General features: G+C 39.5%; 17 protein-coding genes. 5 read left to right on the forward strand and 12 right to left on the reverse strand.

What is annotated here, in order from left to right:
• Nucleotide 1: 1 nt before the first annotated feature.
• Nucleotides 2-1,561, reverse strand: coding sequence for an FAD-dependent oxidoreductase (locus MHN79_RS11835; RefSeq protein ID WP_239173057.1), 1,560 nt, complete (start codon nucleotides 1,559-1,561; stop codon nucleotides 2-4).
• 227 nt (nucleotides 1,562-1,788) lie between these two features.
• Nucleotides 1,789-3,270: an FMN-binding glutamate synthase family protein gene (locus tag MHN79_RS11840; protein WP_239173058.1), complete on the reverse strand. Its 1,482-nt coding sequence runs from the start codon at nucleotides 3,268-3,270 to the stop codon at nucleotides 1,789-1,791.
• 640 nt (nucleotides 3,271-3,910) lie between these two features.
• On the opposite strand from MHN79_RS11840, the gene MHN79_RS11845 reads away from it, so the two are divergent.
• Together MHN79_RS11845 and MHN79_RS11850 are read left to right on the forward strand one after the other, a co-directional pair.
• Nucleotides 3,911-4,636, forward strand: coding sequence for an SDR family oxidoreductase (locus tag MHN79_RS11845; RefSeq protein WP_239173059.1), 726 nt, complete (start codon nucleotides 3,911-3,913; stop codon nucleotides 4,634-4,636).
• Nucleotides 4,637-4,644: 8 nt separating this feature from the next.
• Nucleotides 4,645-5,496: an amidohydrolase family protein gene (locus MHN79_RS11850; protein ID WP_239173060.1), complete on the forward strand. Its 852-nt coding sequence runs from the start codon at nucleotides 4,645-4,647 to the stop codon at nucleotides 5,494-5,496.
• A gap of 4 nt (nucleotides 5,497-5,500) precedes the next feature.
• Here MHN79_RS11850 and MHN79_RS11855 read toward each other — a convergent pair whose 3' ends face one another.
• Nucleotides 5,501-6,676, reverse strand: coding sequence for a mandelate racemase/muconate lactonizing enzyme family protein (locus tag MHN79_RS11855; protein ID WP_239173061.1), 1,176 nt, complete (start codon nucleotides 6,674-6,676; stop codon nucleotides 5,501-5,503).
• A gap of 32 nt (nucleotides 6,677-6,708) precedes the next feature.
• Complete coding sequence (locus MHN79_RS11860; protein WP_239173062.1) at nucleotides 6,709-7,479, reverse strand: class II aldolase/adducin family protein; 771 nt, start codon at nucleotides 7,477-7,479, stop codon at nucleotides 6,709-6,711.
• A gap of 737 nt (nucleotides 7,480-8,216) precedes the next feature.
• Between MHN79_RS11860 and MHN79_RS11865 the strand changes: the two genes are divergently transcribed.
• Nucleotides 8,217-8,381: a hypothetical protein gene (locus MHN79_RS11865; RefSeq protein WP_172971822.1), complete on the forward strand. Its 165-nt coding sequence runs from the start codon at nucleotides 8,217-8,219 to the stop codon at nucleotides 8,379-8,381.
• Nucleotides 8,382-8,939: 558 nt separating this feature from the next.
• Entirely contained in the window at nucleotides 8,940-9,308 is a 369-nt protein-coding gene (locus tag MHN79_RS11870; protein ID WP_239173063.1) for a MotA/TolQ/ExbB proton channel family protein, read from the forward strand.
• A 125-nt stretch (nucleotides 9,309-9,433) separates the two neighbouring features.
• Here the strand turns inward: MHN79_RS11870 and MHN79_RS11875 are convergent, their stop codons facing one another.
• The 8 genes from MHN79_RS11875 to MHN79_RS11910 all read right to left on the reverse strand — a co-directional run bounded on the left by MHN79_RS11875 (nucleotide 9,434) and on the right by MHN79_RS11910 (nucleotide 13,803).
• Nucleotides 9,434-9,637 carry a hypothetical protein gene (locus MHN79_RS11875; RefSeq protein WP_239173064.1) on the reverse strand — a complete coding sequence of 68 codons (204 nt, stop codon included), beginning with the start codon at nucleotides 9,635-9,637 and terminating at the stop codon, nucleotides 9,434-9,436.
• A gap of 53 nt (nucleotides 9,638-9,690) precedes the next feature.
• Entirely contained in the window at nucleotides 9,691-10,059 is a 369-nt protein-coding gene (locus MHN79_RS11880) for a VOC family protein (RefSeq protein ID WP_239173065.1), read from the reverse strand.
• Between the two features lie 181 nt (nucleotides 10,060-10,240).
• A complete protein-coding gene (locus MHN79_RS11885; protein ID WP_239173066.1) occupies nucleotides 10,241-10,882 on the reverse strand; it encodes a hypothetical protein in 642 nt (213 codons plus the stop codon).
• A 236-nt stretch (nucleotides 10,883-11,118) separates the two neighbouring features.
• On the reverse strand, nucleotides 11,119-11,505 hold the full coding sequence (locus MHN79_RS11890; protein WP_239173067.1) for an Imm41 family immunity protein: 387 nt from the start codon (nucleotides 11,503-11,505) through the stop codon (nucleotides 11,119-11,121).
• Between the two features lie 139 nt (nucleotides 11,506-11,644).
• Nucleotides 11,645-12,067, reverse strand: a complete 423-nt coding sequence (locus tag MHN79_RS11895) for a hypothetical protein (RefSeq protein WP_239173068.1) — start codon at nucleotides 12,065-12,067, stop codon at nucleotides 11,645-11,647.
• Between the two features lie 154 nt (nucleotides 12,068-12,221).
• Nucleotides 12,222-12,626 (reverse strand): hypothetical protein, encoded by a 405-nt coding sequence (locus MHN79_RS11900; protein WP_239173069.1) that lies wholly within the window; start codon nucleotides 12,624-12,626, stop codon nucleotides 12,222-12,224.
• 70 nt (nucleotides 12,627-12,696) lie between these two features.
• Nucleotides 12,697-13,140 (reverse strand): SUKH-3 domain-containing protein, encoded by a 444-nt coding sequence (locus MHN79_RS11905; RefSeq protein WP_343283929.1) that lies wholly within the window; start codon nucleotides 13,138-13,140, stop codon nucleotides 12,697-12,699.
• A gap of 195 nt (nucleotides 13,141-13,335) precedes the next feature.
• Nucleotides 13,336-13,803: an Lrp/AsnC family transcriptional regulator gene (locus tag MHN79_RS11910; protein ID WP_152430453.1), complete on the reverse strand. Its 468-nt coding sequence runs from the start codon at nucleotides 13,801-13,803 to the stop codon at nucleotides 13,336-13,338.
• Nucleotides 13,804-13,928: 125 nt separating this feature from the next.
• On the opposite strand from MHN79_RS11910, the gene MHN79_RS11915 reads away from it, so the two are divergent.
• Complete coding sequence (locus MHN79_RS11915; RefSeq protein ID WP_275436248.1) at nucleotides 13,929-14,921, forward strand: pyridoxal-phosphate dependent enzyme; 993 nt, start codon at nucleotides 13,929-13,931, stop codon at nucleotides 14,919-14,921.
• Nucleotides 14,922-14,923 lie beyond the last annotated feature (2 nt).

Raw genomic sequence — 14,923 nt, forward strand, 5'->3', positions numbered from 1 at the left:
CTTATATGGCCCCACCCATTTGGTAACGTCCTGGTGCAACAATATTATTAGGGTCTAAAGCGACTTTAATTTTATTGCGAAGAATTAAAGCATCAAGTTCCAGCTCCTGATCACTAGTAAAAGGCATTTCATCGACCGCTCGACGGTAACAAGGCCATTGATAACGTCGATAGAGATCGTTCAATTTTTGTCTTAGCTCAGTCGCCCTTTCTATTTCGTTTGGATTAGTCGCGTCATAATAAATGCTAATTATTGCTTGGCACATATGAGCGCTTACAGCAGTGATGGTGACACCAAATTCAAAACCCGCTTTATCAAAGGCTTGCTTTGACAGGCGCATACATTTTTCAATTTCTTCACCAACCATAGGGATAGATGGCGCAATCCAAAAAAAACCAGCGCCATCACGGACTGGATCCATAGATTTTGGAATCTGTCCATTATATCGCCAATAACAACCTTTCAGGGCAAGATCTTTAGGATTTCCCTCAAACATATCCATCATTTGTGTAAAGTCATTAAGGCTATTTGATAAACGTTGGTATAAAGAAATATTCCCCAATAGTCTTCCCGCTATATTCGCTAAAGAATTAACGTGTCGAAGTGTATCGAAACTAATGATGTTGACCCGCGCAATAGGTTTTAATAATTTTTTTACTCGTTTGGCTTTTTCCTTCGCGACACTTTTGGTGCCAGCAATAAGAAAGGCTCCGGACCAAGGGGTGATACCATGCTTTTTACAAAGTGGATCAATGTCGTCTTCACTAATGCCTTTAGATGGATTCCATTTATCAAAATTAAAACGTTCCATCATTGTCAACATACGATAATGATTCCCTAAATGAGGTAAGCCATCTATACTCCCTTCCGCTTTGAGCTGACGCATTATCTCGATGTATTTAGGTAGGTCTTTCGAAGACGTCAAACGAACCAAGCAGCGTAAGCTTGCTTCAGGCTTTAGCATTAATTCAAACTTCATCTTACTGACTACAGCAAGATTGTTTTGCGTAAAAAGTTCATGTAGGTTAGCTGATAGACCAGCCCTACCGTTGTAACGTACACTGCGGCTGAGTTCTAAGACCTCACCACTCGGTAAGATAAGTTCGCTGATAGTAAAATGTCGACTGCGATTACCCACAGGTCCATGACCGAAACCTCGCTCTAATACATTACCAACGATACTGGTATCAGGCCCTGCCCCTGTGCAGTCTAAAACCCAATTAGTATGCTTAAGATACTCTGATAATTGGCCCTGTGTGACACCAGGTTCAATTTCTACGACCCCAAGATCTTCATCAAAACTTAGGATACGATTCATCCTACTAAGATCGAGTAAAACACACCCATCTTGCGCCGGTGCGTTGTACCCATATCCCCAATTATTTCCTTTACTGATGGGATAAAATGGTTGTTTATTAATAAATGCTTGCTTAATAAACTGTTTAAGTTGCAGGTCGTTTTCAGGCTTGAACACATCACAAATCATACGTGAATGCTTCCCGAGACCACTATGGACTTCAATATTTCGTGCACAGAAATCCTTCTCTTCAACACAAAACAAAACATACTCCTTTATTGGTTTGAATACCGTTGATTCATCCTAAAACTGTGCAATTTGTAACGCAGAATAGAATTGGGTTGGATTATGTCACAAAGCCAATAACAAACAATGCACATATCTAAAACCTGAACATATTCAACAAAATAAAGCTTATGTATTTAGCGCACTATTAATATGGTTATTTTTAAACCTTGAAATAAAATAATTATGGGAAGGTAGTATAAAACTTATTTATGATGTCGGTAGAGTTCATCTAGAGCAACGGACAAGCCATCTTCTTTTACTATTCTTATATGCTCTCGCTTTAAGCCTCTCGCATTGGTTAATCCACATGAGTGTGCAATCAACCCAATTCCATAATGGATGTATTTGTTATAATTGGCAACGCGAGTCATTTTATCCCCAACATTAAGTCCTTGCTGAAGACGTTTGTCATGTGTAGTAATACCTGTCGGACAAGTGTCTTTGTTACATTGCAACGCTTGAATACATCCCAGCGCAAGCATGTGCCCTCGCGCTGAAACAACAAAATCGGCACCCAAGGCAAGCGCCCAGGCCACTTTAGAGGGTGTGATAAGTTTGCCAGACGCGATCACTTTTATTCGGGAGCTAAGCCCATATTCATGAAGAAGACTCACCACAATAGGTAAGCTTTCCTTTAAAGGCAAACCAACATAATCCATAAGTGGCTGTGGGGCAGCACCTGTGCCACCATCAGCACTATCGATAGTGATAAAATCAGGAGCGCTATCATGACCGCGTTTATCGATCTCATTAAAAAAGTCATAAATCCATGCTTGTGAACCTACTACAGATTTAAAACCAACAGGCTTCCCCGTCACATCTCGAACCCGACCGATCATATCGAGTAAATCACTAACACTACGAACATCAGGGTGCCCATTTGGGCTTATTGAATCTTGCCCCTCAGGTATCCCTCTAATTTTTGCAATTTCAGCTGTCACTTTTCGACCGGGCAAAATTCCCCCTTTTCCTGGCTTTGCTCCTTGACTCATCTTAATCTCAAACATTTTAACGCTGTCATGTGACGCTATTTCAATTAGCTTTTCATCGGATAGATTACCCAAACTATCTCGAACACCATACTTCGCGGTTCCTATTTGGAATACTAGGTCACATCCCCCTTCCAAATGGTAAGAACTTAGACCACCTTCACCTGTGTTTAGCCAACATCCAGCCATCTGAGCACCTTTTGATAAAGCCCTAACGGCAGGTTTTGAGAGTGCTCCGAAACTCATCGCTGAGATGTTAAAGATTGAGGAAGTGACATAAGGGTTTCGACAGTTGGGGCCAATAGTTACGGGAGCGGGAGACACCGCATCTTCTTCAAGAGTAGGAAAAGCACAGTTCATGAACATAATTGTGCCTGTCGCATCCAAATTACGTGTAGAGCCAAAAGCTATTGTTCTATCTACATTTTTCGCGGCTTTATAAACCCAGCTTCGCTCGGCTCGATTAAAAGGCATCTCTTCTCGATCCATCGCAAAAAAGTACTGCCTAAAAAACTCACCCTGTTTTTCAAACAAGTACCTAAAGCGACCAATCACCGGATAGTTATGTCTTATAGCGTGGGTATGTTGGCGTTTATCTACAATATACATGTAAATAACAGCAATCACTCCGCCACCAACGACGAGAGTAAATAGCCCTGCAAACAGATCAATTCCTATAATAAATAACTCACCCATTGCGCCGCTCCACTTTGGTAAAACACTTATTTGCTTCGTCTCTTGAACACTATAGCTGACTATTTACCACTTAACTGCTCTCAAAAAAGAGCAACTCAACTTCAGTCTTTACGACTACCATTTGGTCTCAAGAACACTGCACTTCCATATATTGAACCGAAAGATAACAGGAGCAGAAAAACTGTAAACCTTAATCTAATAAGGTTCGACGATGTCTCATGTTTTCCTCTTTGTCAGCCAGGGTAATGGTTACTGAGACATGCATTAGAAATGGTGTAAAATTTTTGTTAATTGCTTCTATGATTAACAAAGCTCTAATAAACTTAACTCAGAATTGACTGCAATTTATTGAAACTAGGATATTTTACTCGTTGGCATAAGTATTTATTCACAGAGGTTAAATGTAACTTTTGTGCAATTGATAAACTCTGGTTCAACAAGTTTAGGAACACCCGCTTTTAACTCAGTTAATCATTGGACTATCAAAGGGATATGATAGAATTGTCATTAGTGATGAGTTATTTAACAACGCTATTTCCGTTGTCGTCCTGTGCCTGCATCGGCCCATACTCACCAATATTGACAAATTACAATTAAAAACCATGTGCTCAAGTCGTGGTTTTCAAACGGAGAAATGCAGATGAAAAGAACGTGTGTGATCACAGGTGGCAGCTCAGGAATTGGCCGAGCTATCGCGACACTTTTCGTTGATAACGGCTACAAAGTTTATAATTTAGATATCACCCATAGTGATGCAGGCATTCACCTCCCTTGTGATATCACCAATCATGAAGCTGTACAGAAACACATCCATGAAATTGCTCAAAGTGGTTCAATTGATGTCTTGATAACAAGTGCTGGCGTGCACTTTTCCGCTAATATAGAAAACACATCAGAGCTAGATTTACAACGAGTATTTGATGTTAACGTTAAGGGAGCATACTCCGCTATACAAGCTGTTTTGCCGACTATGAAACAGCAGCAGTCAGGATCTATTATTATCATCGCATCAGAGCAAGCACTTGTGGCTAAACCTAATTCTTTTGCTTACAACATGAGCAAGGCTGCACTGGCTTCCCTCGCCAAAACCACCGCTTTGGATTACGCCAAATACAATATCCGAGCAAACGCTTTGTGCCCCGGAACCATTGAAACACCTCTATACCACAAAGCGATTGAGCGTTACTCCGAGGCTTCTGGTTGTGACATAGACGAAGTCCACAAGAGTGAGGCAATGCTTCAACCATTAGGACGTTTAGGACAACCTGAAGAGGTTGCGCACTATGCACTTTTTCTTGCAAGCGATAACGCATCATTTATCACGGGTACTACTCCAGTAATCGATGGCGGTTACACAACAGGATAAACTCAGCAATGTTTAAACTCATCGATCCTCACCTACACTTTTTTGATCTGACTAAAGGCGATTATCACTGGCTCAAGCCGACAAATCCGCCATTTTGGTCTGATAAACCTCTTATCGCTAAAAACTTCAATCAAGAGGATCTGCAAGTCAGCCAAGGGCTTGAACTCAGTGGCTATGTACATATTGAAGCTGGGTATGATAACCAACATTTTTGGCGAGAAGTTGAATGGTTAGAATCAAATAAGAGCTTGCCTTTTAGAACCGTTGCTTCAGCTGATCTGACTCGCTCTCCCGAACTATTTACAGAAGATATTAACAAGCTAAAACGGTACTCCTCAGTTGTTGGTGTAAGGCATATCTTTGATGAAGAAGCGCTTAACTTGCTCAATAACCCCGCGGTCATCAAAAACCTTGAGCAATTAGCACAGCACGATTTATCCTTTGATTTGCAAATGCTATTCTGTGATACAGCATCGGTCGATGCTTTGTTAACTCATATGAGCTCTTTGCCTCACCTTAAAATCATCATCAACCACGCTGGTTTTCCATCATTACCTCATGAACCAAGCTGGAAAGTCTGGCAAAACAACATTAAGTCTATCGCGAAGTATCCAAATGTAGCAGTGAAATGCTCAGGCTGGGAAATGAAAAGCAGAAACTATGGTATGGACTGGGTCACTCAAGTTATTGCTGAGTGCCTAGAAGCGTTTGGCCATGACAGAGTGATGTTGGCAAGCAATTTCCCTTTGTGCCTATTTTCAAAGAGTTATGACTTTTATTGGGGAAGCGTTTTAGGCATATCCAAGGAAAATGCGCAGGCATTAATGTATGATAATGCCTGCCAATGGTATAAATTCTAAGCCGTTATTTTACCGAAACATGAGGTGATCGCTTGATTACCTCATCATTTAGTTCAATACCAATTCCGGGAGTGTCTGGTGCTTGGAAAAAGCCATCTTTTGGCTGAGGATCTTGAATGCAAAGCTCTCGATTCCAATCTTTAATCGCGTAAGTATGATGTTCATGAATTAAAAAGTTAGGGATTGCGGTTTCCAAGTGAAGCGACGCAGCTGTTGCAACTGGCCCACCACAAACATGTGCTTGTATTCTAATGTCGTAGACATCCGCATAATCGCAAACTTTTTTAGCTTCAGTAAAGCCACCGCATAGCCCAACATCAGGTTGCAATACATCGATACTTTGATCTTCAAAGTATGGCCTCACATCCCAACGGTGATACAAGCGCTCTCCCCCAGCGATTGGCACATTAACTCTTTCAGATACTTTCTTGTGAATGGCAGAATTTAGGTAATTGACCGGCTCTTCGTACATCATACAACCGACCTCTTCGACAACCTCTCCCATTTGAATTGCAGATGCCGCGCCCATCAATGAATGAGATTCAAAAATGATGTCGACATCTGGGCCTACTGCATCTCTAATCGCTCTCAAACGGTCACCAAATAGGCGCATTTGTGGCTGAGTGAAAAGTTTAGTCCGGTCGAAAGATGATTCGCCATTTTGGTCATAAACAATAGGATCAACTTTAACCGCATCATAGCCTTCCGCTACAGCTTTAAGCGCTGCTTCAGCGTACTCTGCAGGTTGAATAAGCTTATTACATTCTTTATCCCAATCAAATTGTAATTGGCTTGCATAAGTGCGTAGCTTGTCATTGGTTTTGCCGCCGAGAAGCTGATATACAGGTAAACCAAGTGCCTTGCCTTTGATGTCCCACAATGCCGTGTCAATCGCGCTCATGGCCGCATACAAAACAGGCCCACCACCTAACCCCCAAAAGCTCTCTCTGAGCATCCTTGACCACAGTTTCTCTGTATTAAAAGGGTCAAAGCCAATCAACACGGCTTCTGCAATTTCTTTGATCATGGCTGCAGCAGCACTATGGCCCCAATCGTAAGCAAGGCCAGCTTCCCCTACACCTGAAATCCCTTCATCAGTATGAATACGAACAAATACGGGATTCCAAGGTGGTCTTTTAGGACAGTGAATATCAAAAATTTCTATTTCGGTGATTTTCATTGAAACAAACTCAACTATAAATAATTAAACAACTAAACATCAAAATCAGGGTAACGCTGTTTTACTCTTCTCATCATTGCAGGCCATGCCTTTTGACCACCAGTTAAACCAGAATGCACTACGTTGGCTTGGGCTTTGATTCCATCAACAATAGATTGGTCGACAATGTGATACTTCTGACCCGTTGCTTGAATCTGCAACTGGATTTGACAAGCTCTTGTCAGATCGTACATATGCATAAATGCATCGCCAATGGTCTTACCCATAGTCAGCGCACCATGATTGCGCAATAGCATAAAATTGGCATCTCCAAGATCATCCTGTAAACGCAGCTTTTCTTCATGGTTGACCGCTAGTCCTTCGTAATCATGATAACTTATGGAAGCCAATGCGAACATTGAGTATTGGCTTAATGGAAGGAGCCCTTCTTTTAAACTGGCAATCGCAACCGTCGCGTCTGTATGGACATGAAGAGCACATTGGTCGTCAGGCCTGGCTTCATGGACTGCGCTATGAATAGTAAAGCCCGCTGGATTAATGTTAAAAGGCGTATGTGGATCTACAATTTTGCCATCAATATCAATTTTGACCAAGTTTGATGCAGTGATTTCATCAAACGAAAGGCCAAATGCATTAATCAGTAAATCTTCTGTTCCCGGTATACGTGCCGATATATGTGTATGAATGAGATCGTCCCAGCCATGCATAACAAAAAGCCGATAAGCTGCTGCAAGCTCTACTCTTGTCTGCCATTCAATCTCAGACACCTTATCCTTAATACTCAAAATAGGTATGTCGTACATACTCATACTCCAACTTATACAAACTTATGACATAGTAAACTATATAATGGACCATGGTACCAACAATAGAGTCGGAGTTGGATGTCTAAATGAGATGTTTTGTTGTTCTCATTACATTGGCGACGAGTAACCTAAGTAGGCAATTAAAAAACATAATGGCAGAATATGAAGGTGTATTGATATCGCTTAAAAAATACATACGCAAACTATCCGTGCATAAAAATAAACCCGTTTATCAAGTCGTCATGAGATAAATTAGTGCATTTATAATACAGAGAAATTATTAATAATTTAAATGTCAAAATTAGCGCAAGCCGAATAAATAACATATTAGTAAATAGACGACCACTCCTAGTTGGCCATACTGTAAAGAAAAACATAGCCATCTCACAAGTCCACAATCGTTATAATGCATTGATAAATAGTGGTTTTTTACAAGTTTAGTTATGCTTACAACTATTGATGAGCGATATGTTGTCGCATTTATTGGACATAAAGTTATTTTGTGAAATTTTCTATTTTAAAAATGCCCCTAGTTTGTCAAAGTACTCACCCGTTAGTTAAGCAAAACAAAAATTAAAATTATTCACAAAAACGTCAGGTAGGATTATTGATGTAACTAGTTTTCATTTAGCCGTGAAAAGTAGAAAAACAAAAATACCAAATTAATTTCACCATAAACAGATTAGTTTACAGTGCTGAAATATCCTACAACTTTCACCTTAAGGGAGTTTACAATGAACGACTTAAATGAACTAAAACGCTGGGTAGAAATAGTGCAAAGATCAGCCGTGCCATCGAACGGTGAGCAGCTCACAACCAATGAGAAACAAGCGCTTGCACAGTGCTGCAGGGTATTAGCTCAAACGGCAGAGCTTATCGCCGATAAGGTCGCCGCCTAGCCTTTTTCCAATAGCACTTGTGACTCTATAGCATGAGTCGCAAGTGGTGCTAGAAGTCCTTCACCACCAACACAGCCCCCTAAGAATTAACCGCACGCTCCCGAGATTACTAGACTGAAGTGTTTGCGCGGTCTTACTAAATTGGAAAATTGGGCTTAATCTCTCAGTTATGAAATCAAGCTTATAATTGATGTAACTGAACTTCGATTCCTTACTTAATTATCTGATATATTGAGAGTTATCCTATTTAAGAATCACAAATATTGTGAGGTTTTATGTCGGCGAATTCTCTTCTTTCATCTGCTGCTGAGCAGATTTATGGGCGTGTATCTGGCAAACAAGATGCTAATAAATGATATAAGGTTTACGTGAAGCACTGGAACGAGGGACTCCAATAAGTGATCCGCAGGTACAAAGGCTCATCGAGGCGATAAGTGATTTAACATCTGCTGGTGCAAAGCAGCGCAACTTTGCGCGGCGTTACATGCAAGACAAAGAATTAATGCTTAAATTACCACGAGGCCCAAATTCAATTATGTTCGGTTATTGGTGATAAACATGATCAAATGGCTAATACATGTTAGTTTTGTCGTCGCAACGATATTGGTTGTTAACGATGTAGCATCTTTAGGCGACCCTGTTCAATTTATCGATTTAACCAGTCTGCTTATTGTCGTGGTACCAACTTTATTTGCTACGGGTGTAGGTTATCAAAAGTCACGTACTACAGCACTGAGTTGCGCTTTATTTACGGCCATTGTTAGTAGTATCTTGGGTGTAGTTATTGGCGTTATACAAACTCTAGGGAATGCTTATTCTGATTCAGAGGCAGTATTTGTAGGGTTGAGCGTTGCACTATTACCTCTATTTTATGGCCTTATCATTACGTTATTAGTTCTGCCTTTTCACTTGAGTTGTAAAAAGTAACTGCTTTACATCATATAACCTAGTATTAACAATGCCACCTCTTTCTAGGTGGCTATTTTGACTAGAAAATAAAGGCTTGTCCCTATTGATTGTATTAACACTTTTACTATTGCAGCGCGCTATATTTAGGAGGTAAAGAGAACTTGAAACAACCTAAAAATACCAAAAACAATCAGTAATGGACCAGCGATCTTTAGTAGTCTTCTATTGCGATTTAGCCAACTAGTTGAGTCATCTTGAGATTTACCTACTTTAAGTTTTCCAGTTGCAACTAGGTAACACCAAATACCACCAATGATAGAAATAACTCCATCTACCAGTTCAAACATTTTAATTCCTCTTATTATTACAAATTAGTATTAAATGTGCGTATTGTTAAGCATCACTCTGTGCGGTGACATACTGCTTCAATATTATGGCCATCTGGATCAATAACAAATGCTCCATAATAATTGGGATGATATTGTTCTCTTATACCTGGTGAGCCATTATCTTTTCCACCAGAGGCCATGGCAGCTTCATAAAACTGGTCTACCTGTTTTCGATTGTCAGCAGCAAAAGCAACATGTAAGGGAGGTTGTGGTAGATTACCTTTTCCAAGCCAAAATTCTGCTTTTCCATTCTTTCCGAAACCACTTGCATCTTCAAGCTCCACTATTTTATCAATGCCCAAGGGGGCCAAAGCTTTAGAATAAAATTCATTACTTTTTTCAAAGTCAGATACTGAAAATCCAATGTGATCAATTATCATCGTAATATTCCTTTATGGTTTTTTAAACCTAACGTTTTATTCGTGTTCATTACCACGTTTTGCTTGTTATACCAGTGAAAGAGAGCAAAGTTCTTCATCATTCCCTTTTATATCAGGGAACGCCAAATGATACTGTAAAAAGAACAGAAAAGAGTTTTAATTGGGTATTTTTATTATGTGTTCAGTACTTAACTCGTATTGATACACCTAACCAAGATGCTCCTTCACGCTTATTAGCGGTAGAGTGCCAATTCTCGATGAAATCCCACGCAGCATTGCCCTCGGCAATATGTGAGTCAAACCAGTAACCTTGCGCATCATTGAGTATGTAATGTAACGAATCATTTACCGAGATAACTGATATTAACATTGTTTTGTCTGGTGTAGACTTGCCCAGCGCCAACGTTTTTGTAGAAATACCTAATTTTTCAATTAGTTCAAATTCGATAGGGAAAGCTCGATGCAAATATTCATTGGTTTGCTCATCTCTAATAATAACTTCACACTCCAAACCAAATTGACGAAGAACATACAGCATCGCTCCTAATGAATTATAGCCAGAATGTTCTATGTAATCTGGGTTCTCGCCGGGAGTAATTATTCCCGTGACTTTGTAGAGTTCCAAAGCCAAGTCTTTTAATTCCTCTGAATCACTAATTTCAATAGAAGAGCCCGTAAATGCGACCTTTTTTGCATCATATTTATGTAGCTCAATAGACGAAGTAAGAGGTAGCTTATTCAACCTTTTTAAACATGCAACAATACAATAAGGCCCGCAATACAGACTTCCTTCTGGCTGCCTCATTTTTGGAAAGATACTCATATCACCCTCGCCCCCTCTCAAACAAATTGTTGGCTTTGCCGTAAACTCGATCGTACAAGCTTTTAACAAACTCTATGTATATTTTTTGGTTTTCAGCTAGATATTTATACCAACCGCATCCGATTCTGAAGCAGATCTGATGATGTATTCCATGTGAAATTTCCTTCTAGCTCATAACGCTTTACTCAACGGAAAATTACGAGCGTAGCGAGTAATTTTCTGAGTGCAGCAACTTGTTAGGCATTGTTTATTAATGGGTTAACCAAGTCAAATGATGTCTCTGGCAACACCTTACCCGTTATTGTACCTAATATTGCCATTTCGAATCGTTCTCTAAACTCATAAAGCTGCTCAGTATCGATATTACTAATTTCAAAAAAATCATTTTCTGCAAAATGCGCTGAAATTAAATTGAGAACTCGTTGTTGGATATATAGAAGCATATATGCCAATTCACGAATTACCGGGGAATGTAAATCTTGTTTTTTAGCAATATCGAGTAACTCTGAATGAAGTACCCAAAATGTTTCTGAGTCCCATTCCCCATATTCTGAGAGCCTCTCATAAAAAGAGCCTTCCCAATTTGCGTGCCCTGGTATATTTCTTTCTAGTTCTGAATACATAAACTATTCCTGAAATGCCTAACGCCCAATTAAGGGGTGAACAACGCCACCACCCAACCTAAAATATTGTGCCATAAACACTAAATTTTAACTAGAAGTAAAAGTGCCAAGCGCTGTTAATCACTCTTAAATTGCTTTATTATGTTTTTACTGCCTTCATTCCTCTACCTTTTGGCAACTCAACTGTTGCTTTTTTCCTTAAAGCTCCTAGAGCATCGACAGATTCAAAAAGATCGTCCTGACTTTTAACCTTGTACTTTACATTATCTCGTAAAGCTTTAGCTTCAGTATGAATGTTCAGGTAAAAATCGGCTCTATCTGAAAAGTTAAAAGCTGCCTGTAATGAAATTATAATTGTTAGTAAGGCACCTAAAAATGGAGATAGCTCACTTTTTCCGAATAGACCAACAACCGTAACTAAGACTGACACCACAATCGATACAATTATCAAAATAACATTGACCCAATAATTTCTCCGATAAAGCCTCCACTTAAAAGCGGTGTACTTTTCAACTTGCTCATATAGATTATTGATATCGCCTTCTAATTCTGTATTTTTCATTAACATCTACTTTATAACTGGTAATTCCACAAAAACATAACGCCCTACTAAAGTGTATACAATGTAATACCGAAGCCGCCTCATACTACCTTAAACACTAAAACCAACGCATAGTAAAAATGCCACGCGCTGCGAATTACTTTTGAACAATTTGTTAGATCTTTTTCAAAAGGTTAAGACTCGTATACGACAGCCAAACCACCAAGATTGTCAGTAAGTTTAGAGAAACTGTTACTCCATTAACATTCACACTTATCGGTACTTCAACTCCAGAAGAAAAGGCTAAGGAAAACTTAGGCGTTTCTATACCTATCATCTGGATGAAGTAAAGAGCGATCATTAACTTAAATACCCAAAACTTCTTTTTTAACAATCCGTAAAAACTAAACAAGTTCAAGCTTAGCATCACTAAAACGATTGCAAGTGCGAGAAAAAGACTCGAAGCGCCCAATTGATTTACTTGGGCAAGCAAGGTAAATAGTAGAGACAGAGTAACTGCAACAGATATACCCTGCAAAAACAGTAAGAACTTTGTTCTTTTTAAATGATTTTCAAACAATTTTATATTTCCCCTTGGGGGCATAACACCTCAGCGGCCAGGTTAAACGAGGTCCAGTTGACTGGCCTTGTTAGGCTTTTTCAAGTGCCACCCCGTAATTAATGCCCAGCAGTACCCTTTTTATGGTTTCTTCAAAAATACCGATTTTATATAACTGTTCATCCGGATCTGTGAATATATAAAAAACATTATTTTCGTCAACTAACAACAACATGTGATCATGATGAGCCGATGCAAACGAATATAATGAGGTATTTAAATTGGACCAGTAACTATGAAACTCACCACCAAAGTCAAATGCTTCAGTTCCGAAAGATATATCACTCGCAGATAGTTCACGACCAGCGCAAACTTCACCGACTTCTAGACCACCAAATTGAGCGAGAACAATATTCGCATTCTTATGAGCAGCATTGATTGAACCGAAAAGAGGCAACTTAATTTTTATTTTACGGTCTTCAAACCAACCCGCATCTAAGAATAGTTTTTTGACATATTTATCAGATTTTATAATAACCTCACATTGTTAATAACAGACAGGCTTGTTTTCCCGCCAGCCTAACCTACAACCAACCTATCATAACCCACTAAAATTAAAGAATATATATCGAATTTTTTATTTCTCCATCACATAGAAACGAGCCAGCCTGTTATCACTTTTTGACGTGGCACGTTATGCTAGGGAGCAATACTTGGTCGATTCAAAGTACTATCTCACCGTTGTATCAATGCTAAGCCCGACTTTCTTTCTTCCCATCACAACAGATGTTTTAAAACGACGCACGTTATTGTTGTTAAAGAAGAGTCGATAAGTTAGTAATTCAAACTCTTTCATGTCTTTCGACGTACAAATCAGACAAAAATCTGCCTCGCCTGTAATGTAATAGCATTGCTGTACTTGAGGATCTGACAGAGCAATTCTAGCAAAAGCATCAATTTGGTCTGGTCTTTCTCTTTCCATTTCAACCATCACAACAAAGCTCATCGATTGCCCAAGTTGATCGGGATTTAAGATTGATATGTCTTTAACAATGACACCTTCATCTCGTAGACGCTTTAATCTTCTCTGTGTAGATGCAACAGAAAGAGAAGCTATTTCAGATAAAGCTTCAAGTCCAATACGCGCATTTTCTTGCATAGCACCTAAGATATGCATATCTGCTCTGTCTAAAACCATAAAAAATACCAACGATTAGCTAATAAATGATTATTTTTATCAAAATATATTGAATTAAGACCAATTCATATCACTTTCATCAAATAATATTTAACTATTGATTATTTGATTCAAATTCACGTTAAATGCTAAATTTTCTAAGACCTAAAAAGCTATTGGAATCATCCTTAACCTATAAGGCTACCCCATTGAGAGGGTTCTCCTATAAGGGGCAGCGCTTACTTATAAAGGATGAGACGCAACGCTTAGGTGAAAGTTCTTTTAAAATATTAGGTGGGGCATATGCTGTTACACAACTCGTTTCCAAGCAAGTTGGAAAAGTACTTACCTATGACGATTTTTCTAAGCCAGAAGTTCGGAGCGTAACGAAGCACATGACATTTGTCTGTGCAAGCGCTGGTAACCATGGCCTTGCTGTCACACATGGCGCACAAACTGTCGGTGCCAGATCTCGTGTTCATCTTTCTAAAAACGTTCCTGATGAATTTGCTAATCGTCTGATTAATAAAGGAGCCGAAGTTATTCGCTCAGGAGCAACATATGAGGAAAGCATCGAAGCAGCAATCCATGATGCAAAGGAATCAAATGCTATTCACTTAGCAGATACGTCTTGGTGTGGATACACAGAAATCCCTCAACTAGTGATGGAAGGATATACAGTAATAGCAGAAGAGCTACGAGAGGAGTTTTATAGGACGAATGCATGGCCTACACACGTTTATTTGCAGGCAGGTGTCGGAGGTTTAGCGGCTTCAATTTGTTTAATGATACGTAGTAACTGGCGAGTACAACCTAAAATTATCGTTGTTGAACCTGACCTTGCTCCTTGCTTATCTGAAAGTGCACAACAAGGAAAAGTCTGTAGCGTTGAAGGGGCTGTTTCCATCATGGGAAGACTAGACTGTAAAGCGCCATCTCTTCTTGCTTTCGATATTTTATTTCATCAAGCAGATAGCTTTGTAACAATAACTGAGCAAGAAGCCTTAAATGCCACAAAGGTTGCTCAACAATTCTCGATCAGTACAACACCGTCTGGTGCTGCGGGATTGGCGGCACTAATAAACGATTTAGATGACGAACAACTACCATTGGCCATTATAACTGAAAGCGATATTTGAGA

It is taken from the genome of Vibrio sp. Of14-4 (assembly GCF_022347625.1).
GTDB classification, from domain to species: domain Bacteria; phylum Pseudomonadota; class Gammaproteobacteria; order Enterobacterales; family Vibrionaceae; genus Vibrio; species Vibrio pristinus.

Excerpts from the sequence above, each read along its gene's own strand:
- MHN79_RS11840 (WP_239173058.1), bottom strand. The coding sequence starts at position 3,270 with ATGGGTGAGTTATTTATTATAGGAATTGATCTGTTTGCAGGGCTATTT.
- MHN79_RS11845 (WP_239173059.1), top strand. The coding sequence starts at position 3,911 with ATGAAAAGAACGTGTGTGATCACAGGTGGCAGCTCAGGAATTGGCCGA.
- MHN79_RS11850 (WP_239173060.1), top strand. The coding sequence starts at position 4,645 with ATGTTTAAACTCATCGATCCTCACCTACACTTTTTTGATCTGACTAAA.
- MHN79_RS11855 (WP_239173061.1), bottom strand. The coding sequence starts at position 6,676 with ATGAAAATCACCGAAATAGAAATTTTTGATATTCACTGTCCTAAAAGA.
- MHN79_RS11860 (WP_239173062.1), bottom strand. The coding sequence starts at position 7,479 with ATGTACGACATACCTATTTTGAGTATTAAGGATAAGGTGTCTGAGATT.
- MHN79_RS11865 (WP_172971822.1), top strand. The coding sequence starts at position 8,217 with ATGAACGACTTAAATGAACTAAAACGCTGGGTAGAAATAGTGCAAAGA.
- MHN79_RS11870 (WP_239173063.1), top strand. The coding sequence starts at position 8,940 with ATGATCAAATGGCTAATACATGTTAGTTTTGTCGTCGCAACGATATTG.
- MHN79_RS11875 (WP_239173064.1), bottom strand. The coding sequence starts at position 9,637 with ATGTTTGAACTGGTAGATGGAGTTATTTCTATCATTGGTGGTATTTGG.
- MHN79_RS11880 (WP_239173065.1), bottom strand. The coding sequence starts at position 10,059 with ATGATAATTGATCACATTGGATTTTCAGTATCTGACTTTGAAAAAAGT.
- MHN79_RS11885 (WP_239173066.1), bottom strand. The coding sequence starts at position 10,882 with ATGAGTATCTTTCCAAAAATGAGGCAGCCAGAAGGAAGTCTGTATTGC.
- MHN79_RS11890 (WP_239173067.1), bottom strand. The coding sequence starts at position 11,505 with ATGTATTCAGAACTAGAAAGAAATATACCAGGGCACGCAAATTGGGAA.
- MHN79_RS11895 (WP_239173068.1), bottom strand. The coding sequence starts at position 12,067 with ATGAAAAATACAGAATTAGAAGGCGATATCAATAATCTATATGAGCAA.
- MHN79_RS11910 (WP_152430453.1), bottom strand. The coding sequence starts at position 13,803 with ATGGTTTTAGACAGAGCAGATATGCATATCTTAGGTGCTATGCAAGAA.
- MHN79_RS11915 (WP_275436248.1), top strand. The coding sequence starts at position 13,929 with ATGCTAAATTTTCTAAGACCTAAAAAGCTATTGGAATCATCCTTAACC.